General features: G+C 68.9%; 16 protein-coding genes, 1 tRNA gene and 1 pseudogene. 7 read left to right on the forward strand and 11 right to left on the reverse strand.

Features of this window, described 5'->3' with window-relative positions:
* Positions 1-163: 163 nt before the first annotated feature.
* Together ACWC24_RS26160 and ACWC24_RS26165 are read left to right on the forward strand one after the other, a co-directional pair.
* Complete coding sequence (locus tag ACWC24_RS26160) at positions 164-1,141, forward strand: ArsA-related P-loop ATPase (RefSeq protein ID WP_162468473.1); 978 nt, start codon at positions 164-166, stop codon at positions 1,139-1,141.
* Positions 1,138-2,547 (forward strand): ArsA family ATPase, encoded by a 1,410-nt coding sequence (locus ACWC24_RS26165; RefSeq protein WP_450665305.1) that lies wholly within the window; start codon positions 1,138-1,140, stop codon positions 2,545-2,547. Before ACWC24_RS26160 ends, ACWC24_RS26165 begins: the two co-directional genes overlap by 4 nt.
* Positions 2,548-2,575: 28 nt before the next feature.
* On the opposite strand, the gene wblA is transcribed toward ACWC24_RS26165, so the two are convergent.
* Entirely contained in the window at positions 2,576-2,914 is a 339-nt protein-coding gene (gene wblA / locus ACWC24_RS26170) for a transcriptional regulator WblA (protein WP_450665329.1), read from the reverse strand.
* 409 nt (positions 2,915-3,323) lie between these two features.
* On the opposite strand from wblA, the gene ACWC24_RS26175 reads away from it, so the two are divergent.
* Positions 3,324-5,573, forward strand: coding sequence for a transglycosylase domain-containing protein (locus ACWC24_RS26175; RefSeq protein WP_450665306.1), 2,250 nt, complete (start codon positions 3,324-3,326; stop codon positions 5,571-5,573).
* A gap of 105 nt (positions 5,574-5,678) precedes the next feature.
* Here ACWC24_RS26175 and ACWC24_RS26180 read toward each other — a convergent pair whose 3' ends face one another.
* Positions 5,679-6,143: a GatB/YqeY domain-containing protein gene (locus ACWC24_RS26180; RefSeq protein WP_351602751.1), complete on the reverse strand. Its 465-nt coding sequence runs from the start codon at positions 6,141-6,143 to the stop codon at positions 5,679-5,681.
* A gap of 212 nt (positions 6,144-6,355) precedes the next feature.
* Between ACWC24_RS26180 and ACWC24_RS26185 the strand changes: the two genes are divergently transcribed.
* The 3 genes from ACWC24_RS26185 to ACWC24_RS26195 all read left to right on the forward strand — a co-directional run bounded on the left by ACWC24_RS26185 (position 6,356) and on the right by ACWC24_RS26195 (position 8,427).
* Positions 6,356-7,282: a metallophosphoesterase gene (locus ACWC24_RS26185; RefSeq protein ID WP_450665307.1), complete on the forward strand. Its 927-nt coding sequence runs from the start codon at positions 6,356-6,358 to the stop codon at positions 7,280-7,282.
* Positions 7,283-7,516: 234 nt separating this feature from the next.
* Entirely contained in the window at positions 7,517-8,311 is a 795-nt protein-coding gene (locus tag ACWC24_RS26190) for a Pr6Pr family membrane protein (protein ID WP_450665308.1), read from the forward strand.
* A gap of 42 nt (positions 8,312-8,353) precedes the next feature.
* Positions 8,354-8,427, forward strand: a tRNA-Pro gene (locus tag ACWC24_RS26195).
* 79 nt (positions 8,428-8,506) lie between these two features.
* Here ACWC24_RS26195 and ACWC24_RS26200 read toward each other — a convergent pair.
* Positions 8,507-9,027: pseudogene (locus ACWC24_RS26200) on the reverse strand (tyrosine-type recombinase/integrase); the annotation flags it as partial.
* 222 nt (positions 9,028-9,249) lie between these two features.
* Between ACWC24_RS26200 and ACWC24_RS26205 the strand changes: the two are divergent.
* On the forward strand, positions 9,250-9,483 hold the full coding sequence (locus ACWC24_RS26205) for a hypothetical protein (protein ID WP_450665309.1): 234 nt from the start codon (positions 9,250-9,252) through the stop codon (positions 9,481-9,483).
* 474 nt (positions 9,484-9,957) lie between these two features.
* On the opposite strand, the gene ACWC24_RS26210 is transcribed toward ACWC24_RS26205, so the two are convergent.
* From ACWC24_RS26210 to ACWC24_RS26245, 8 genes are all read right to left on the reverse strand, one after another.
* Positions 9,958-10,464, reverse strand: a complete 507-nt coding sequence (locus ACWC24_RS26210; RefSeq protein ID WP_450665310.1) for an SMI1/KNR4 family protein — start codon at positions 10,462-10,464, stop codon at positions 9,958-9,960.
* Positions 10,465-12,092: 1,628 nt separating this feature from the next.
* A complete protein-coding gene (locus ACWC24_RS26215) occupies positions 12,093-13,370 on the reverse strand; it encodes an ATP-grasp domain-containing protein (protein WP_450665311.1) in 1,278 nt (425 codons plus the stop codon).
* Between the two features lie 59 nt (positions 13,371-13,429).
* Positions 13,430-14,674, reverse strand: a complete 1,245-nt coding sequence (locus ACWC24_RS26220) for an MFS transporter (RefSeq protein WP_450665312.1) — start codon at positions 14,672-14,674, stop codon at positions 13,430-13,432.
* 14 nt (positions 14,675-14,688) lie between these two features.
* Positions 14,689-15,237, reverse strand: a complete 549-nt coding sequence (locus ACWC24_RS26225) for an oxamate carbamoyltransferase subunit AllG family protein (protein WP_450665313.1) — start codon at positions 15,235-15,237, stop codon at positions 14,689-14,691.
* Between the two features lie 37 nt (positions 15,238-15,274).
* On the reverse strand, positions 15,275-16,585 hold the full coding sequence (locus tag ACWC24_RS26230; protein WP_450665314.1) for an ATP-grasp domain-containing protein: 1,311 nt from the start codon (positions 16,583-16,585) through the stop codon (positions 15,275-15,277).
* 57 nt (positions 16,586-16,642) lie between these two features.
* The gene (locus ACWC24_RS26235) at positions 16,643-17,644 is read right to left on the reverse strand and encodes an aspartyl/asparaginyl beta-hydroxylase domain-containing protein (protein ID WP_450665315.1); all 1,002 of its coding nucleotides are present in this window, start codon (positions 17,642-17,644) and stop codon (positions 16,643-16,645) included.
* Positions 17,645-17,705: 61 nt separating this feature from the next.
* Positions 17,706-19,508 (reverse strand): asparagine synthase (glutamine-hydrolyzing), encoded by a 1,803-nt coding sequence (gene asnB, locus ACWC24_RS26240; protein ID WP_450665316.1) that lies wholly within the window; start codon positions 19,506-19,508, stop codon positions 17,706-17,708.
* 3 nt (positions 19,509-19,511) lie between these two features.
* Positions 19,512-20,780, reverse strand: coding sequence for a hypothetical protein (locus tag ACWC24_RS26245; RefSeq protein WP_450665317.1), 1,269 nt, complete (start codon positions 20,778-20,780; stop codon positions 19,512-19,514).
* Positions 20,781-20,808: the final 28 nt, after the last annotated feature.

The raw sequence follows: 20,808 nt of genomic DNA on the forward strand, positions 1-20,808 counted from the left end.
CCGGACCGCCGGGCACCGGCCCGGCGCCCTTCCACCGATCGGAAAACCGCAGCCTGGCGGCCGTGTCCCGGCTCCGTCGTCCACAGGCCAGGTGGCCGAGTCGCACCCCTGTTGTCCACAGCCTGCCGGTTGGCTCGGGCGCGGACTGGTTACGCTCGAAGACGTGAGCAGGCTCCAGGTCGTCAGCGGCAAGGGCGGGACCGGAAAGACGACGGTCGCCGCCGCACTCGCGCTGGCCCTCGCGACCGAGGGGAAGCGGACGCTTCTCGTCGAGGTCGAGGGCCGGCAGGGCATCGCGCAGCGCTTCGAGACGGAGGCGCTGCCCTACGAGGAGCGGAAGATCGCCGTCGCTCCGGGGGGCGGGGAGGTGTTCGCCCTCGCCATCGACCCCGAACTGGCCCTGTTGGACTACCTCCAGATGTTCTACAAGCTGGGCAGCGCCGGCCGGGCCCTGAAGAAGCTCGGCGCGATCGACTTCGCCACCACCATCGCGCCCGGCCTGCGGGACGTCCTCCTGACCGGCAAGGCCTGCGAGGCGGTGCGCAGAAAGGACAAGTCGGGCCGGTTCAGGTACGACTACGTCGTCATGGACGCGCCCCCCACGGGCCGCATCACGCGCTTCCTCAACGTCAACGACGAGGTGGCGGGTCTGGCGAAGATCGGGCCGATACACAATCAGGCCCAGGCCGTGATGCGGGTGCTGAAGTCGCCGGAGACGGCCGTGCACCTGGTGACGCTGCTGGAGGAGATGCCCGTCCAGGAGACCGCCGACGGCATCGCGGAACTGCGCGCCGCCCGGCTGCCGGTGGGGCGGGTCATCGTGAACATGGTGCGGCCCGAGGTGCTGGACGCGGCCGACCTGGAACTCGTACGGACCGTGCCGCGGGCCGCCGTGGCGCGTTCGCTGTCGGCCGCCGGACTCGGCGGGGCACGGCGCGGCGGGCACGCCGAGCGGCTGGTGGACCCGCTGCTGGCGCAGGCCGAGGAGTACGCCGAGCGGCACACGCTGGAACACGAGCAGCGCGCCGTCCTGGGCGAGCTGGGCCTGCCGTTGCACGAACTGCCGCTGCTCGCCGAGGGCATGGACCTGGCGGGCCTGTACGAGCTGGCCACCGAGCTGCGGAAGCAGGGGATGTCATGAGTCCGGACCCGACGCCCGCGCAGGACGGCGCGCGCCGTCTCGCCCCCGCGCGCGTGCTCGACCTCGATCCGCTGCTCGACGATCCCGGGACCCGTATCGTCGTCTGCTGCGGCTCGGGCGGGGTCGGCAAGACCACCACCGCGGCCGCGCTGGGCCTGCGCGCGGCCGAGCGGGGCCGCAAGGTCGTCGTCCTCACCATCGACCCGGCCCGCCGGCTCGCCCAGTCGATGGGCATCGACTCGCTCGACAACACCCCGCGTCGCGTCAAGGGCGTCGAGGGCAGCGGTGAGCTGCACGCCATGATGCTCGACATGAAGCGCACCTTCGACGAGATCGTCGAGGCGCACGCCGACCGGGAGCGGGCGGCCACGATCCTCGCCAATCCCTTCTACCAGTCGCTCTCGGCGGGCTTCGCGGGCACGCAGGAGTACATGGCGATGGAGAAGCTCGGGCAGCTGCGGGCCCGGGACGAGTGGGACCTGATCGTCGTCGACACACCGCCGTCCCGCTCGGCGCTGGACTTCCTCGACGCGCCAAAGCGGCTCGGGTCGTTCCTGGACGGACGGCTGATCCGGCTGCTGACGGCACCCGCGAAGCTGGGCGGCCGGGCGGGCATGGCGTTCCTGAACGTCGGGATGTCGATGATGACCGGCACGCTCGGCAAGCTGCTGGGCGGTCAGCTGCTGAAGGACGTACAGACGTTCGTGGCCGCGATGGACACGACCTTCGGCGGCTTCCGTACCCGGGCGGACGCGACGTACAAGCTGCTCCAGGCGCCCGGAACGGCGTTCCTGGTGGTCGCGGCCCCGGAGCGGGACGCGCTGCGCGAGGCCGCCTACTTCGTGGAGCGGCTGGCCGCGGAGAAGATGCCGCTGGCCGGTCTGGTGCTCAACCGGGTCCACGGCAGCGGAGCCGCCCGGTTGTCGGCCGAGCGGGCGCTCGCCGCCGCCGAGAATCTCGACCTCGCCGCCGACGCCGCCGAGGAGGGTTCCGGCCCCGCCGTCGAACCCGCTGCGGAAAATCTTGAAGAGCCCCGCATTGTGGATCAGGACGGCGGGAAGGTTGCTCTTCGTAACTCTCCCGATATGTACGGCAGTTCAGAGTCCCCCGCATCGCGGCCCGGCCCCCCGGCCCCGGAGCGGCCCAGCGAAGCCGATCAGCCCACCGGAGCCCAGCACAGCGTCGAGCAGCTCACCGCAGGTCTGCTGCGCCTGCACGCCGAACGTATGCAACTACTCTCCCGCGAGCAACGCACACGTGACCGCTTCACCGCGCTCCACCCCGAGGTGGCCGTGGCCGAAGTGGGCGCGCTGCCGGGTGACGTGCACGACCTCACAGGGCTACGGGACATCGGAAACCGGCTCGCGGCCAACCGGCCGGAGCTGCCCGAGGCCGCCGACGACTGAGTCGCCGCCGGCCGAGCCGATGGTCCGCTCAGCTCACCGCCGCGTAGTTCTCGTAGACCTCGTCGTCGTCGAGCGGCACGATGCCCACGCCGCGCTCGTACTCCGTACGAGCCGTCTCCAGCAGCCTCCGCCAGGAGGTCACGGTGGGCCGCCTGCGCAGCAGTGCGCGGCGTTCCCGCTCCGTCATGCCTCCCCACACGCCGAATTCGACGCGGTTGTCGAGCGCATCAGCCAGACATTCGGTACGCACCGGGCATCCGGTGCACACCGCCTTGGCCCTGTTCTGCGCTGCTCCCTGCACGAACAGTTCATCCGGATCGGTAGTGCGGCAGGCGGCCTGCGCACTCCAGTCGGTAACCCAGCCCATACCGGCGCCGTCCTCTCCCGAATCGAGGCTCCCCCACGGCGGCAGCGGCATATTCACCGCCGCCAGTTGAGGACGTTACGGAAGGCGGAGACAGCGCAACACCCCCTTCGGGCCCAATCTTGAATGGCCCGAACGGACTATGGGTAAGCGGCAGATCACCCGGGGGAGTGAGCTGGCGACATGCGCGACTATCCCGGCGAAAACGGGACAGTTCTATCTGGTCACAACGGGCGCCATGCGACACGGAAGGCGGATTCGGACACGTCCCCACCGAAAAAGTCGGGGAACCTCCGGAACGATTCGGGGTCGCCGGACGTATTGATACGTAGCCCTACTGCTGTGACAGTTGAGAGCAGCTTAGGCCAAGGCATATACGCGTGTCCGGCGAATGAGAACGTAGGCTGCCCTCATGCCAAAGAAGCGCTCGGGCGGTGGCCTGTCGGCAACACAGCAGGCCGCCAAGTTCCTCGGTGTCAGCGTGCTCGCGGGAGCCCTCCTGGCCGGTATCGCCCTGCCCGCCTTCGGCGTGCTGGGCCTGGCCGCCAAGGGATCGGTGGAGAGCTTCGACGAACTCCCGGCGAACCTGAAGACGCCGCCGCTCAGTCAGCGCACCACCATCCTCGACGCCGACGGCGGCCAGATCGCCACGGTGTACTCGCGCGACCGCACGGTGGTCGAGCTCAAGAACATCTCGCCGTACCTGCAGAAGGCGATCGTCGCGATCGAGGACTCGCGCTTCTACCAGCACGGCGCCATCGACCTGAAAGGCGTCCTGCGCGCCCTGAACAAGAACGTGCAGAGCAGCGGTGTCGCCCAGGGCGCCTCCACGCTCACCCAGCAGTACGTGAAGAACGTCTTCGTCGAGGAGGCGGGCGACGACCCGACGAAGGTCGCCCAGGCCACCCAGCAGACCCTCGGGCGCAAGATCCAGGAGCTGAAGTTCGCGATCCAGGTCGAGGAGGAGCTCGGCAAGAAGAAGATCCTCGAGAACTACCTGAACATCACGTTCTTCGGTGAGCAGGCCTACGGCGTCGAGGCGGCGGCCCAGCGCTACTTCTCCAAGCACGCCAAGGACCTCACCCTGCCGGAGTCGGCGATGCTCGCCGGCATCGTGCAGTCCCCGAGCCGCTACGACCCGGTGAACGACGAGGCGGAGGCCACCAAGCGCCGCAACGTCGTGCTCCAGCGCATGGCCGATGTCGGTGACATCTCCCAGGCCGAGGCCGACCAGGCCAAGGAGACGCCACTGAAGCTGAAGGTCAGTCAGCCGAAGAACGGCTGCATCACCGCCGCCCGGGGCGCCAATTTCTTCTGCAAGTACGTCGAGAAGGTCTTCCTGAACGACCCGGTCTTCGGCAAGACCCAGGAGGCGCGGGCGAAGCTCTGGAACCAGGGCGGCCTGACCATCCGCACCACGCTCCAGCCGCAGGCCCAGGCGTCCGTGCAGGCCTCGCTCAAGTCTCACATCAACAAGTCGGACAAGGTCGCCGCGGCGGCCACCCTGGTGGAGCCCGGCACCGGCAAGATCGTCGGGATGGGCCAGTCGAAACCGTACGGCTACGGCAAGAACGAGACCGAGTACAACTTCTCGGTCAACGCCCAGATGGGCGGATCGAACTTCGGCTTCCCGACCGGCTCGACGTTCAAGCCGTTCGTGGCCGCGGCCGCGCTGGAGGGCGGCAAGCCCGCCACCCAGGAGTACTCGTCGCCGTACGACATGGACTACCCGAGCCCGGTCCAGACGTGCAGCAGCAAGCCGTGGGTCAACGAGCACGGCGACAAGGTCGAGAACGAGAGCGAGTCGGAGTCCGGCCCGTACCAGCTCAAGGAGGCCATGGCGAAGTCGGTCAACACCTACTTCGTGCAGATGATCTCCGAGATCGGTCTGTGCCCCGTGGTGAAGATGACCGACGCGCTGCACGTCACGCAGGGCAACGGCACCAAGCTTCCCGAGACCCCTTCCATCGCTCTCGGCGCCGTCGGCCTCTCGCCGCTGACGATGGCCAGCGCGTACGCCGCCTTCGCCTCCCGGGGCATGTACTGCACGCCGATCGCCATCGAGTCGATCTCGCAGAAGATCGGCAACCAGCGGAAGTCGCTGGAGGTCCCGAAGTCGACCTGCTCGCGCGCGATGACCGAGAAGACGGCCGACACGGTGAACACGCTGCTGCGCGGTGTGGTCGACTCCGGCACGGGCCAGCAGGCCGGCCTCACCGACCGCGAGAGCGCGGGCAAGACGGGTACCACGGACGAGCGCAAGAACGCCTGGTTCGTCGGCTACACGCCGAACCTGTCGGGTGCCGTCTGGGTCGGCAGCGCCTCCCAGAAGGTCCCGATGACGAAGATCACGATCGGCGGCGTCTACCGCGAGCTCGTCTACGGCGGTCAGGTCCCGGGCCCGATCTGGAAGGACGCCATGACCGGCGCCCTGTCGGGCAAGCCCGTCCAGTCCTTCAACCTCGTCGACATCCCGGACGCCCCGAAGGACAAGGACGAGGACAAGGGCGACGACCACGGCAACAACGGCAGCAAGCCCACCAACGGCGGGTTCATCTCCGGCCTGACGAACGGCGGCAACAACGGCGGCAACCCGAACCCCACGTATTCGCTCCCGGGCGGGTTCATCCAGGGCAACAACGGGAACGGGGGACGGCACTGAGCCGCCCCGCCGGGACCTGATCCACGTCCTGGAACGAGGACCGGCCCCTTCCCCCGCGCCGTTGCGACGCGGAGGAAGGGGCCGGTGCCGTTCAGGGACGGTGGCTCAGCCCGCCAGGAGCTGCTTGACCACGGCGGCCACCCGGCCGCCCTCGGCCAGCCCGGCCACCTTCGGGTTCACGATCTTCATGACGGCGCCCATGGCCCGCGGCCCCTCGGCACCGGCCGCCCTGGCCTCCTGCACGGCCTGGGAGACGATCTCGTTCAGCTCGTCGTCGGAGAGCTGCTTGGGCAGGTAGGCGCCGAGAAGCTCGCCCTCCGCCTTCTCCCGCTCGGCCGACTCCAGGCGACCACCCTGCTCGAAGGCCTCCGCGGCCTCGCGGCGCTTCTTCGCCTCCTTGGTGATCACCTTCAGCACCTCGTCGTCGGAGAGCTCGCGCTTCTCCTTGCCCGCGACCTCCTCCTTGGTGATCGCGGTGAGCGTCAGCCGGAGCGTCGAGGAGCGGAGCTCGTCGCGCTCCCGGATCGCGGCGTTGAGGTCTTCCTGCAACTTCGACTTGAGCGTGGTCATGCGTCCGATTGTCGCAGGTGTGGAGCCCGGAACGCCCGCTGATTTAAAGGGCCGGTCGCGGGCGGCCACGAGGGCCCGCGAGGACGGGCCGGGCGGCGCCGCGCACGGCAGGGCGGAGCGGCCGCGGGACAGCGGTCGCACCACCGAGGGGCGGAACGGCCGTGGCGGACGGCGGAGTACGGCGTGCCGACGGGGTCTGACACGATGGTCGTATGCGCGCGCGATACGGAGTACCCCTGGGCATCACGGCGGTCGTGGCCGGCGGCCTCCTCTACTCTGCGGGTTTCGAGGCCCGCTCCTTCCGTCTCCGCCGGGTGACGGTGCCCGTCCTGCCCCCCGGAATGCGTCCCCTGCGCATACTCCAGGTCTCCGACATCCACATGGTCGGCGGGCAGCGCAAGAAGCAGCGCTGGCTGCGTTCGCTGGCGGGGCTGCGCCCGGACTTCGTGATCAACACGGGCGACAACCTCTCCGACCCGGAGGCCGTACCGGAGGTCCTGGACGCGCTGGGCCCGCTGATGGACTTCCCGGGCGCGTACGTCTTCGGCTCCAACGACTACTACGGGCCCACGCTGCGCAACCCCGCCCGCTACCTGCTGGAGAAGACCAGCGGCCGGCACGGCCTCAACGGCAACGCGCCCGCCGTGGGCGTGGTCCACAACCCGTGGGAGGACCTGCGCGACGGCTTCGACGGCGCGGGCTGGCTCAACCTGACCAACACGCGCGGCACGCTGAAGGTCGAGGGCGTCTCGATCGAGCTGACCGGCGTGGACGACCCGCACATCAAGCGGGACCGCTACGCCCGGGTGGCCGGCGGTCCGTCGGCCTCCGCCGACTTCTCGATGGGCGTGGTGCACGCCCCGTACCTGCGGGTGCTCGACGCGTACACGACGGACGGCTACCCGCTGATCCTGGCCGGCCACACCCACGGCGGCCAGCTGTGCATCCCCTTCTACGGCGCGCTGGTCACCAACTGCGACCTGGACACCGACCGGGTGAAGGGCCTGTCCGCGCACACGGCGGACGGCCGCAGGTCCTTCCTGCACGTCTCGGCGGGCTGCGGCACCAGCCGCTACACGCCGGTACGGTTCGCGTGCCCGCCGGAGGCGACGCTGCTGACGCTGGTGGGCAAGGAGTAACCACGGAGGTGGGCCGGGGCGCCCGGGGGCCACGGGTACACGGTGTCCGGGCGTGCACACGGGGGCCACGGACCGCCGCAGGACGGCTGTCGGGCCGGCGTCGAACAGCCGACGTCCGGGTCGTCGCCGTCCGGGTCGTCGCCGTCCGGTCCCCTGCGCACGGCCGGACAGCGGCCGTCACCCACACGCACCACCCGTATCGCCCGACCTGTCGGTTCTGCCTAGTTTGAGGGCATGACCGCGCCGATACCCAGGGACATCCCCGACCTCCCCGCCATCCCGGGCATGGTCGCGCCCACGCTGCTGCCGTCCGGCTACGTCCCCGCCACGGCGGTGATGAACCCCGTACGCCGTCCACCGACCGCCGTCTTCCGCCTGCTGGTCGCCGGCACGGCGGCCGCGGGCGTGACGATCTGCCTGCTCGTCGGCAGTCCGGTCCGGGTCCTGAGCCACTTCGCGATCCAGAGCAACATCCTGCTGGCCGTGGTCATGGCCCTGTCCGCCCGCCGGGCCCGGTCGGCCCGGCGCCCCCTCCCCGCGCTTGTGACGGGCGCCACGCTCCTCTGCATCGTCATCACGGCCCTGGTCCACCATCTGCTCCTGACCGGTACGACGCCCACGTTCTCCCTGACGAACGCGCCGGGCGTCCACCCGTTCCGGCAGACGGTGGCGAACCACATCCTGGTCACGATCACCCCGGCAGCGGCACTTCTGGACTGGCTGCTCCTGACCGCCCCCGGCCGCCTGCACCTGCGCCAGGCCGCCGCCTGGCTCCTGTACCCCCTGGCCTACCTGCTGTTCTGTCTCGGCCGCGGCGAACTGATCCTCCCCGGCACGCCGGGCCGCTACCTCTACCCGTTCCTCGACGTGGACCGCCACGGCTACAAGCACGCCCTCGCCAACGCGCTCCTCCTGGGCCTCTCCATCTACGCCCTGGGCATCGTCCTCGTGGTCCTCGACCACGTCCGCCCCGACCCGATGCGCCACCTCGGCAAAACCGGATTTCGTCTGAGGCCACCGGTGGGCTAGAGTAAACGACGTCGCCGCGACAAGCAGGACAAGCAGCGACATCGGGGTGTAGCGCAGCTTGGCAGCGCGCTTCGTTCGGGACGAAGAGGTCGTGGGTTCAAATCCCGCCACCCCGACAGCCGAAACACCAGGTGAGGCGCCTACTGAATTCAGTAGGCGCCTCACCTGTTTCCGCGTGCGTGTCCAACTGCGCGACTACCGCTTCCCGAGTGTCTGCGGCCGCCGATCCTGCGGACCGAAGATGCCGTCCATGGCTACGGCGCCAGTCTGGATCACGGGCCGGATCTGCTTCCGGTAGACCTCCTCGGTGACAGCCGTCCCGGAGTGCCCGACGAGTCGGGAGATCTCCTCGAGGGGACGCCCCGGTCGGACAGCAGCGAGACGAAGCCGTGCCGGAGCTCCCGCGGCGTCCACTCGGCAGCGTCCACCCCGTCGACGTCCTTGAGCGCCTGGCGGAAGGCACGACGGACATTGGCGGCATCGAGCGGCTTGCCGACGGCCGAGGAGAAGTCGAGCCCGTGCTCCTCCCACTTCTCGTCGGCGGCGAGCCGGTCCCACCCCTGATCCTCGAACCGCTGCCGGAGCACTTCCACGCACCGCGCCGGCAGGGCGAGCGTGCGCCGGGACCTCCGGGTCCTGGTGTCCCCGCTCCACCGGACCGACCGCCGGACAGCGATGTGCAGAAGCTGCGGCGGGTCGAGGTCCGGACGGCCCTCTCGCGGGGCGAGGCGGGGGCCGTTCGCATGTCCGTCTTGAGAACGGGATCGCGAGGTGGCCACGCGCAGCCCGCCCCCTAGGGCCCGTCCGACAAGTCGCGTCACCGACCCCGCGCCCGACAGCTATGTCACTCGAACGGCCTAACGTGAGGTGCCACCCACATGGGCGAACATCAAGCTGATTAGTGCCCCGAACAAGGCAATCCGTGAAAGGGGAACCGAATGCGCATTCGACGCATCCTCGCCGCTGGCATCGCCACGGCAGCCCTCGCCGGACTCGGCCTCACAGGCGCCGCCACCGCCGCCCCCCTCACCCCGAGTCAGGGCGGCGGCGCCGCCCTCACCCCGGGTGAGTGCATCGACGGCGGCGGAAAGGTCGACTGGACCCCCAACCCGGCCAACCCCCACACCGGGACCTGCAGGGGCGGCACGGGCGACGGGAAGGCGGTCGACTAAACCCCGCTAGGCGCCAGGAACGCCCCGCAGCCACGCGCTGCGGGGCGCTCCCGCGCGAGCGTAGCCGGGAGAGTCGCAGGGACCGTGTCATCTGTGATCGTCTCGAGGCGGCTCCGACTCGTCCGGCCAGGTCGCCAACGTGGTGCCGTCCTGCTCGTCGACGAGGCTCACGCGAGCGTCCGGCAGGGCGCCGTCTTCCACCGCGCCAGGCCCTGTCCGGCACCACGGTGACCTTGCGGATCGACGTGAATCCAAAACTGCCGATCATCGTTGACACCTGGGTCTCCGATCACCAGGAGATCCACATGTCGAAGACACCCCCGCTCGGCACCGTCGGCCGCCCGCTCCCGCCCAAAGGGACAGGCACACGGGACATGAGGTCAGAACACGTCGCGGCTGGGGCGGTCGGCTCCGCACAGTGCGCAGCGAGGGGGCTGCAATCACAGCAGATCCATCCTTTCCGCTCCCGACTGTTCAGGCAGCCTCGAAGGACAGCCCCGGCGCGGACAGGGCCACGGTGTATGGCCGGAATCCGGGATCGGTGAGGATTCGGTACAGGAACTCCGTGGCGGTCATCTCGTAACGGTGCCAGTTCTCGGAGTCCTCCATCTTGGCGAGGACCGGCCATGCGTCGATCGGGCCGTCCGTGACCTGCCAGTAGAACGAATCGGCCGCACGCGACATGCCCCATGGGATCAAGCCCCCCGTCTTCCCGGGCACATGGATCCGGTAGGGCGCGAACGGGCCGTCCGAACTGTCGTCATTCGACAGCAGTAGGCGCCACGTCCTCAGCAGATCTGCCACGCGGGTCTCGTCAGAGCAAAGCACCGACACCGCCTGCGAGAACTCCCCGACACCGAAAGCCTGACACAACTGCTTGTAGTCCCTGGGAAGTTCGGTCCCCAGTTCCGCTTCGATCCCCACCCAGGGCTGTGCGACGTCCGGCGCATCCCAACTCGTGGCACGGAGAAGAAGATCCACCCACATCACAAAACCTCGCCTGCTTGTCCACGGACATGTCAGCCTGTTGATCCGTGTTGTACAGCAACCACACCGACCGCAGGCGATCGACGCCAACCGTTGGTGGCCACGTGACCAGCATGCATAACCTCAATGACCGTCGCGTCCATAGTTCACATCGAGGAGGCCGCGGGGCGTGCCACTTCCGTGCCAGAACGGGCTCCGAGGCCACCCGACGCCGACCGACAACGACAGAAGCCCACAGCATCCGACCTGGTCAGAGCTGTGGGCTTCTTCGGTGTCGCTGGTCAGCCAAGCCGGTGATCAGTAGACCGGCTACTGCGCGTCTGCGTCCCGCCATCGCAGGTCAAGCCTGGAACAAACCCTAGACGCCCTGAGCTTCCCAAGCCGAGAGCGCGAGTTCGATTCTCGTCACCCGCCCCACTCGAAACCCTCAGGTCGTTGTGGAGTTGGTGGAGACTTCCTGCCAGTAGGGGGCTGCGGACGCCGGGCCGGCGCTGAGCGCCGCCGGCCCGACGGCGGATGCAGCGAGACCGAATTGATCAAGGTTGTATCGACGATGCCGCGAGCGGTCACCCTCGGCCTGCCAGGCGTACCAGTCAGGACAGGTCAGACGGTCGGTGAAGGCAAGGGATCGATCGCAGCTTCCCGCCATCGGCACGGGACAGAGGTGGTGCGCGGTCGGCGCTGGCAGGTCACTGCTTGGCCATCGGCGAAGCCCGGCCGTCGGTTGGGTCCCGGACGATTTTCCGGGCCGCCCCCGGACAGGCCGGGGATGCAACCATTCCTTTCAGAGCTGGAACCCCCGGAAGCCGACCGCGCGCCTGAGACCCTAAAGGCCGGCACTGACAACGGCCTTGTACGTGATCGACCGTCGAGCGGTGCGTGTCCAACTGCGTGACAACGCCGACGAACACCGGCGGACGAGCGCGGACGTCTGCGGACCGTCGGCGCAGGCGGGAAGCACACCGCCCCTGGGCAGCTCCCCCGTGCAACTTGCTTCGGGACAAAGAGGTCGTGGGTTCGAATCCCGCCACCCCGACAGCCGAAACACCAGGTCAGGGGCCTGATCCGCGAAAGCGGGTCGGGCCCCTGAGTGGTTTTCCGGGGCTTCTTGGGAGCCGTTTGGGGCCGGCTCTGAGGTTTGACTCCCAGACGGCTCCCCGCCTCCACCAGACCGTGTCCGACAAATGATCATCTGGCTCGCGGAGCCTCGCCGTCCGCGGCCTGAAGGCCCAGCAGCTCGCTCGCGGCGGCCGGACCGGCTGCTCCCCGGCTTCGGGAATCGGGTTTCGGCTGCCGGCAGGACGGCCGGACGGGCGACGGCACCGCCCCCGCCCGGGTCGGCGAGGTCAGCGTTCGTGCCGCCGGTTCGCCGGCGGTGAGCGTCGTCACCGCCGACCGATCACTACAGGTCACGCCCCCGGCACGCGATCGCCGTGCTCCGACTCGCAGGCTGAGAACGCATCGCCCCTCACCCCGCAGCGACACGCGGCGGCCCGCCCTCGCACACCGAGGGGAAATTCGGGCGAACCGCCGGACCGCTCAACGTCGGGACCCCGCCGAAGAACCGTCGAGGTCAAAAAACAAGGTGCCGCGATGAGCCGACGCTGCGGCAGCGTGCTTCATCAAGCCGATTCCCTGTCGATGATCGCCTCGTACATCGAAGCCTCGATCTCTCGAACCCGACGCACCCGATCGTTGAGCTCTTCCTGGGTCTCGGCGGTCAGGAGGACCACACCTGCGGCAGTAATCGCATCCTTCGTTATCATTTGGCGATCACCCGGTGCATACCGATAACTGACATGCATCACGCCGCCGACACTGAGGAATTTGGAGAGATCGGCTTCTCGAACTCGCCCCTCCGTCTTGGCGATCAGGTACGCGTAAGCAGCCCTCTGGGACCGCGGGACAGGCGGCAGGACTTCCCGGGCCTCAGTGAACGCGGCGGGGTTCAGTGAAGCCTGTACCAGCCATCCGACCTGCGAGCGCCCCAGGCAGCTCTCGACAACGTACGGATCGGCGCCGCCCGCGATACGCGCTCCGACCTCGATCAACACGGGACCCCTGTCCGTAAGCATCGCTTCGGCGTGGAAGGGGCCGTTCACAAGCCCGAGTGCGCGGCACGCGTCACCAACGTACTCGGTTATCTCCGCAAAGCCCGGGTCTTCTTCACAGAAGAGGTACTGCTTGTCGTAGACATGGAATCCGTGGTTGTCGACCTTGTCGGACTGCCATGAATCCGTGAAGGAGTAACGCCCTTGGCAGGCGATGCCGTTGATCACATACTCGACACCGACCAGGAATTCCTGACATACCGCCGCATCGTTCCGGTTCCCGAACAGGTCGGTGCTCCCGATGATCACATCGAGAGCCTTATGGGCTTCAGCACGCGAGTGACACACAAACACACATTCTGTCGCCGCGCTGAGCAGCGGCTTGACCACAACGGGATATGCGTCATGTGAGGTCAGCCAGGTGTCAAGCTCCTCGGCATCGGTGACGCGAGCCTGCTTGATGCTCGCCACGCCCACCTGCCGCAGACGCTCTTGCATGTCGAACTTGTCGCGTCGCGCCATGGACAGTTCTACATGATTGCGAAATGGCAGGTCCAAGATGTCTGCCAGTTGATCGGCAAGGAGCACTCCACCCTCGCTCCCCGCCAGCACGATCCGCGCTGACGCCGCACGCAGAGTCTCAGCCAATGCGCTGACGTCCCCATCGTTGACCAGGTGGATCTCGGCGCGGGTCGCCGCCACTTCGTTGTCATGAGAAAAGGGGCCGATCGATCCGGACTCGATGTGGATGACCGGATATCCAAGAGCCTGGAAGGCCGGGATCAGGTATCGGCCGCCCGAGTAGGCATCCACAATTACCACGTGTTCTTTTTGGGACAGTGTCGGCATGACAACTCTTTCGTTTGGAGCGTCGGATGAACAGTTGGAGCGGGGAAGGACAAGATGGGCTACTCGGGGCGCGCGACGCGGTACCGGGTCATCAGCAGGGCGGCGACCACGCCGAATCCGGCGCCGAGGAACATCACCGCGGACGGACCGGAGGCGTCCACGACCCACCCTCCAGCCAGTGCGCCCAGCGCGATGGAGACGTTGAAGGCGCAGATGTACAGCGACGTCGCCGCCTCGGGAGCCTGGGGAACGCTGGCGAAGACGAGGGTCTGCAGGCAGACCGGCAGCGCGGCGTAGGCGATGCCCCAGACCAGCAGCAGGGCGATCGTCCCAGGATGCCACCGGCCGTTGGCCACGAGGAGTACGACGGCGGTGGCGAGCAACAGGATGCAGGCAAGGGTGGTGGTACGCAGTGCGCGGGCCGCCGCCGCGCCGCCCGCGAAGTTGCCGACCACGCCGGCCACCCCGTACAGCAGGAGCAGAGCGCTGACCCAGCCGGACGGGACGCCCGCGCCCCGCTCCAGGAAAGGCGCGACGTACGTGTACGCGGCGAAGTGGCCGATCACCATCGTCGCTGTGACGAGGGTGGCGATACGGAGATTGCCGTTCCGCAGCAGCTCGGGCAGTTCGGCCAGGCGGACCACGGCACGAGGTTCGAGGGACGGCACGAGGAAGATCACGGCGGCGAGGATCAGGACACCGATCCCGGCGATCGCCCAGAACGCGGTACGCCAGTTGGACTGACCGATGAGGGTGCCGAACGGCACGCCGACGACGGATGCGACGGAGATACCGCTGAAGACGACCGCCGTGGCACGGACCGCTTGGTCCGAGGGGACGAGGCGGATGGCGATGCTCGCTGCAATCGACCACATCACGCCGTGGGCGAATCCCGTCAGCAGCCGCGAGACCATCAGGACCGCGTACGACGACGACAGCGCGGTGAAGACGTTCCCCCCGACGAAGACGCAGAGCACCAGAAGGAGCAGTCTGCGGCGATCGAGCCTGCGCGTCGCCACCGTGAGCAAGGGTGCGAACAGGCCCGCGATCGCGCCGTACAGGGTTACCGACAGCCCGACAGTGCCCTCGGAGGCGCCCAGGTCGCGGCTCATGGCGGGGAGCAGTCCGATCGGGACCATCTCGGTGGTGGTGAAGGCGAAGACGCCCATGCCGACGGTGATGACCGCGAGCCAGTTGCGCAGGGAGCCGGACGACGTGGGGGACCCGGCCGGGCGGACGGCGCCATCCGGGACGACGGCCGACTCCGTCGCCGTGTCCGGGCGGGAGGGTGGCGAGGGTGTCACGGGGTTCTCCCAGATCATGCGGGGCTGGCTGAAGTGCCGGATGGCGCACCGCGGTGAGCAGACGCAGGAATCCGCCACTCGGGACGTTCCCGCAGTGTGACGCCGTACATGCGCTCGGTGGGTCGAATCATGTCGGCAGGTGTGCCGGCGGAGCGATCCTGCGAGGGCACGGCCGCGGCGGCCGTGCCGCCGCGGCCGATCGTCTCCGTGATCGGACTCCCGCCACCGGCGTACGCCAGGTCGTCGGTCGTCCAGCCGTCACGGAGCCGGCCCCGCAGGGTGACCTCCGGCAGAGGAGCCGTGAACCAGCACTGCCCGAGCCCGAAGGCTCGTGGCCCGTGCTGCTTCCCGTCGAGGTGCGTCACGGTGACAAGCGTGCTGCCGGCGGTACCGGAAGCATCATCGGCAGCGGCCTCGGCTGCTGCCACGGCATGGGCGGCCCGGAGACGGGAATCGTCCGCACGGTCGTGCCGGGGACGACATCGCCTGTGGGCGCTACGGTCTCCGGGGCAGGGCGGGCTTCGACAAGTCGGGCCACCGCCTGTGCGTCGGCGACGTTGCACACCGCACGGGCGGTGTCGGCAGTGCCGGTGCGACCGGTCAACGGACGGCCTCTTCCGGCGCCTCGACAGGCACGGTGTGGATCGTGATGGACCGGATCGCCCCGAGCACGGCAGCGTCGATGTCGTCGTCGAGCGGAGCGTCCAGGACGACGGAGACCGACCGGCCCTTGGAGTCGGACTGGTCGCCCAGCACGTCGCCGTGGTGGCGGCTCACCAGGACCGCGTGCCCCCGTGGCGGTGCCTCCTTCGGGATCGGCAGCAGGTCCGGCCACTGGCCCTGCTCACTGACCCAGTGCACGGGTACGCCGTCTGCGGTCACGTCCGCGAGGAGGCCACGGGGGTGGTCGAGATAGGCCTGCCGGGCCCGACGCCGCGGTGACGCGATGACCGGTTCGACACCGAGCACGAGGTCCAGCAGGGCCGCGTCGAGATCCATACCGGTGGCCAGCCGCCACAGCCGCGTGATCGCGTCACCGGGCGGGCGGGCGGCGGCCTCCATCAGGACCACCCGGTCATCGGCGGTCAGCCGGAACTCGGCGTGGCTCATGCCGGTGCCGAACCGGACGGACCGCAGGAACTCCGTGTTGGCCCCGAGCAGCAGCCGCTCCTGGTCCGGGGTGAGGTGTGGCGCGGGCGAGGTGTGGCCGGTCTCGGTGAAGAACGAGGTGCCGGATTCATTGGTGTCCTTCGCCGTGATGCCCGCCCACAGCACACGCCCGTCACGTACCAGCGTCTCGACGGAGAACTCACGGCCTTCGATCCGCTCCTCGAGCAACAGCAGCTCATCCGCACCGTAGTCGGGCAGGAGCGGGCCGACGGCGGCCGGCTCCGTGATCGCCCGGACACCCGAACTCGACATCCGCGAGGCCGGTTTGAGTACGGCGGGGAACACCTCCCAGCCATCCGCGGCAGCACTGCGCGTCGTGTCCAACAGGGTCCACCGCGGGGCCAGGGCGGGCGCTGCCAGCCGCTGGAGCACCTTGTTGCGGCAGACCTGCGCCGCATGCGTCCCGGGACCGGGCAGGCCGAGGGTCTGGGCAAGAGCCCCGGCGGCCTCCACGAACACCTCACCGACGTTCAGCACCGCACGCACCGAGTGCTCGTGCAGCCATGGCGTGACCGCGCGCAGCACCGTGTCGAGCGACGTGTCCGTGACGTGGCGAAGGCCCTCGTCCGGGATGCGGGAGAGCGGGTGTGCCGGGTCACTGCGGTGCCGGGCGAGTTCCTCGGCGGGTGTCTCGGGCCCGAACACGAACAGCGGTGTCACGCCGCGCTGTTCGGTCAGGTCCAGAAGACGTAGGTGCTTGGCCAGCACGACCAGGTCGGTGATGACGACAACGGCTGTCATGACTTTCCTCAGTTCGGGTGCGGGACGCGAGCGCGTCGCGTCCCGCACGGTGGTGGATCAGGCGGAGAGGCGTTCGGCGGACAGGATCAGCTCGTGGACCTGGCTGCCCTCACGGGTGCGCAGGACGACCCGGGGGTCCGGCCCGTCGGGAAAGACCTGGAGGGTGCGCTCCTCGCTCCAGCCGGCGAAGCGGTACTCGTGGTCGCCGAGGTGCACCAGCGCGAAGACCCGGTCACCCGCCAGGCGCAGGACCATGCGTTCGCCGTCCTCTGCAAGGGTCGCCGTCTCCTGGGGCAGGTCGGCCGAGAGCGCGGTGTCGTCCTCCCACAGGTGGAACGTGGCGGGCAGGGAGAAGCGGGTGGTTCCGAGCCGTCGGCGTTCTTCGGCGGTCTGGGGGCACTCCTGACGGTTGAAGAGGATCTCGCCGTCGCGGAAGTACTCCTGCCAGGTCTCGGGGAAGAGGGCCACCAGTCCCGGGGTGACCAGGACGTCGATGACCAGGTGCACCCGGGCGTCGCTGCCGGTGTTCTGTACGCGGTGGGTGCGGCTGAAGTCGCCGAACCAGAATTCTCCCGGCTGCCAACGGTGCTCGACACCGTCGAGGACGAGCACGGCTTCGGGGTTGGTCACGACCGGCACGTGCAGCCGGCCGACGCCCCAGCGCGGCCCGTACTTGGGGTCGGTGTGGTCGATTCCGACCGTGTCCGGGCCGAGCGCCATGAACCGGACCGCGTGCAGCGGAGCCGGGATGGACTCCAGGACGTCGCGGACGTACGGGATGCGGTCGAGCCAGACGGTGTCCGCGAAGTCCTGCGGACCGGGACCGCCCGGGTCGGTGCGGTCGCCGTCGCCGCCGGGACTGCGCAGGGCGAGGCAGCGCCAGTCGACGTCGGTCGAGGCACCGACGCCGTCCTCGGTGTAGACGCGCTGCTGGTCCCAGGTGTGCTCACGCACCGAGGTGAGTTCGCGCAGCAGTCGGTCGGCGTCGAAGGTGCGCTTGAGCCGGGCCGCCTCGGCCGGCATGGGCACGGTACCCAGAAGTGATGCAGAGGATGACATGGCGGTTCCTTTGCTCGTTTACGGATTCGGACAGGCCGGTGGCCGGTGGAGGACCCGGGCGTCAGGCGTGGGCGACAACGGCCTTGTCACGGGCCGTGCTGTCCTCTTGCAGTTGGTGCCAGCGCTCAAGCATGTAGAGCGTCCACAGCGCGTAGCTGTGCTCGGGGCGGAACTCGTGGACAGTGGAGCGCAGGGCATCCGGGTCGAAGTAGCCACGTTCCAGGGCGGCTTCGGATGTCAGAGTGTCACTGATCGTGGACCGCAGCTCCGTGCCCAGCCAGCTCTCCAGGGGCACGGCCAGTTCCTGCTTGCGGCGGTCCAGGATCTGTCGGGGCAGGTAACGGGCGGCCACCCGCTTGAGCGGGGCCTTCTCCTGGCGGCCGACGAGCTTGCGGTCCGCGGGAATACGGGTCACGAAGTCGATCAGCCGGTGGTCGAGCAGAGGGCTGCGGGGTTCGACGGAGTGCGCCATCGACATCCGGTCGATCTTCACCAACTGGGCGTCGGACAGCCAGAATCCGCTGTCGACCTGCATGGCGCGGTCCAGGTCGGGGACCGAGGGGTCGGTGCGGTCGAAGCGGGCCCGCAGGTAATTGTGCGGTTGGCGCGGCAGCCGTGCGGCGAAGTCGGCCGCGTACAGTCGGCTCTTGAGCGCCTGGGGAACGCCGTCCAGCAGGACGCCCTCGTAGCGATCGGCGAGGCTCCCTCCCGCCGAGAGGTCGCGCAGGCGCTGGTACCGGCCGTAGCCGCAGAAGATCTCGTCGGATCCGTCACCGGTCAGCACCACGGTCACGTACTGCCTGGCCAGCTTGTACATGCAGGAGGCCGCGATCGCGGAGGGAAAGGCGTACGGCTCCCCCATGTGGCTGAGGATGGTGTCGACGGCCTCCATCGCGTCCTGCGGACCGATCCGGTACGTGTGGTGCCGGGTGCCGCAGTGCTCGGCCACGGCACGAGCGTGCACCGACTCGTCGAAGGCAGCGTGCTCGAACCCGACGGAGAACGTGTGCAGGGGCCTGCCGAGCTGTCTGGTGGCCATGGCCACCACGAGGCTGGAGTCGAGCCCGCCGCTGAGCATCGCGCCGAGCGGCACCTCCGACTCCAACCGGTCCTGCACGGCCTGCTGGAGCAGCGCGTCGATGCGGTCGTCGATATCGGCCTGCGGCAGGTCGGTGAGCTCGGCGGTGAAGTCGAACTGCCAGTACCTGCGGCGCCGTTCGGGCCGACCCCGTTCCAGGACCAGGATCGTCGCCGGCTCCAGTTTGCGGACGTGCCGGTAGATCGTGTGCGGCGCGGGGACCACCCGGTAACCGAGGTACTGGTCCACGGCGAGGGGGTCTATGTCCCGGCCGATGCCGGGGTGCAGCATCAGCGCGGGCAGCTCCGACGCGAACGCCACCGAATCACCGTCCGGCTTCGCGTAGAACAGCGGCTTCTTGCCGACCCGGTCGGTGGCCAGGACGAGCCGGTCCTCACGGGTGTCGTACACGGCGACGGCGAACATGCCGTGCAGCCGCTCGACGAAGTGCTCGCCCAGTTCCTGGTAGAGGTGCGGCAGCACTTGCGCGTCGCTGCCGCCGTGGACCGGGCGTCCTCGCGAGGCGAGGAAGGCGCGCAGTTCCTGGTGGTTGTAGATCTCACCGTTGAGGACGCATACGACCGTGCCGTCGTCGCTGAAGACGGGCTGGGAGCCGTCGTGCAGGCCGATGACCTTCAGCCTGCACATCGCCAGGGACGCGTCCGAAGTGGTGAAGGACCCCGTCTCGTCCGGACCCCGGTGCGCCATGGCCGCACAGGCGGCGAGGGCGTACGAGGTGTGGGCAGAAGCATGTCCCAGGGACACTGTTCCAGCTATTCCGCACACCGGTCAGCCCTCCTTCAGGTCGAGGCGTCGCTTGGCCTGGCCCGACCGGAGTCCGTCCGGCGTGACGGCCTGCACGCGCACCGGTCCGACCAGTCCGGACGCGATCATCTGCGCGACATCGGGAGCCCGCCGGTCCACGGCCGCGCGGACCGCGGTGACCTGGTGGTCGTCCACCGTTTCGGCGACGACCCTGATGACCAGGCCGTCATCGTCACCCGCCTCGAACGGGTGGCCGGGGAAGACCTCCGCCATGATCTGCGCCAAGTCGTGGTTGCTGATCCGCTCACCGTGCTTGAAGTCGCCGGCGAGCCGTCCGTCGATGCGTTCGAACGCGAACACCTCGCGGCCCTTGTGGTGGATGCGGCGCAGACCGGTGACGGCGTCGCCGGTCACGTAACGCACCGCGGGGAAGTAGTCACGGGTGAAGGACGTGAGCAGGAGCGCCCCGCTGCCCTCCTGCCGGGACGGGACCAGTTCGTTCTCGGTGTGCCGGCTCAGCTCTTCGGGAGTCAGGACTTCGGGAACGATGTGGTCGTGGAAGTGGTACAGGCCCGTCTCGGCGCACGAATGGCCGATGGCCCCTATCTCGATCGAGCCGAACACGTCCAGGACGTCCTCGGACCGCAGGCCGAATCGTTCGGCCACGTGGGCACGCCACGCGGGGGGCGCGACATCGCCCACGACCATGATCTTCTGCGGCCGGATGTCCAGAGCGGGCCGGGCCTGGAGGAGCCGGTCGAGGATCATCGGCATGGTGAAGAAGACGTCGGGTCGCCACGCGTTGAGCTTCGCGACGTGATCTTCCACAGGACGGGTGAAGTCGATGTCGTGAGCCTCGTAGCCGAGTTCCACGAAGACACGTCGGGCCGAGGCGGCGGCGTGGCCGGTGCCGAGGTCCGCGACGGCCACCGCGCCACGCGGCACCGACGCGGTGAACTCCCCGAACAGTGCGCGGCGTTGGGCAATGTACGCGTCGTCATCAGCGGTCGAGTAGAGGATGCGCTTGCGCTGTCCGCCAGAGGTTCCCGAGGTGCGGTAGGCAGAGGCACCCGGCAACTGGGGGTAATCGGCGGTGTAGTAGTGCGCGCCGAGCAGGCCGGTGTCCACGAGAGGAAGATCGGACAGGTCTCCGGAGCCCAGGGCTCCGCGGCGCAGAAGGAGTTCGCGGTACCAGGGGAATCGCTGAGCGTGGCCGGCCGCGAGGGCGGCCAGTTCCGCACTCTGCGCGGATCCGGAGGACTTGAGAGCTGCAAGGGTGGTGGTGTTCGGCATGGTGACCTTTCGTGAGACGGGAAGTGAG

The organism is Streptomyces sp. NPDC001443 (assembly GCF_053597355.1).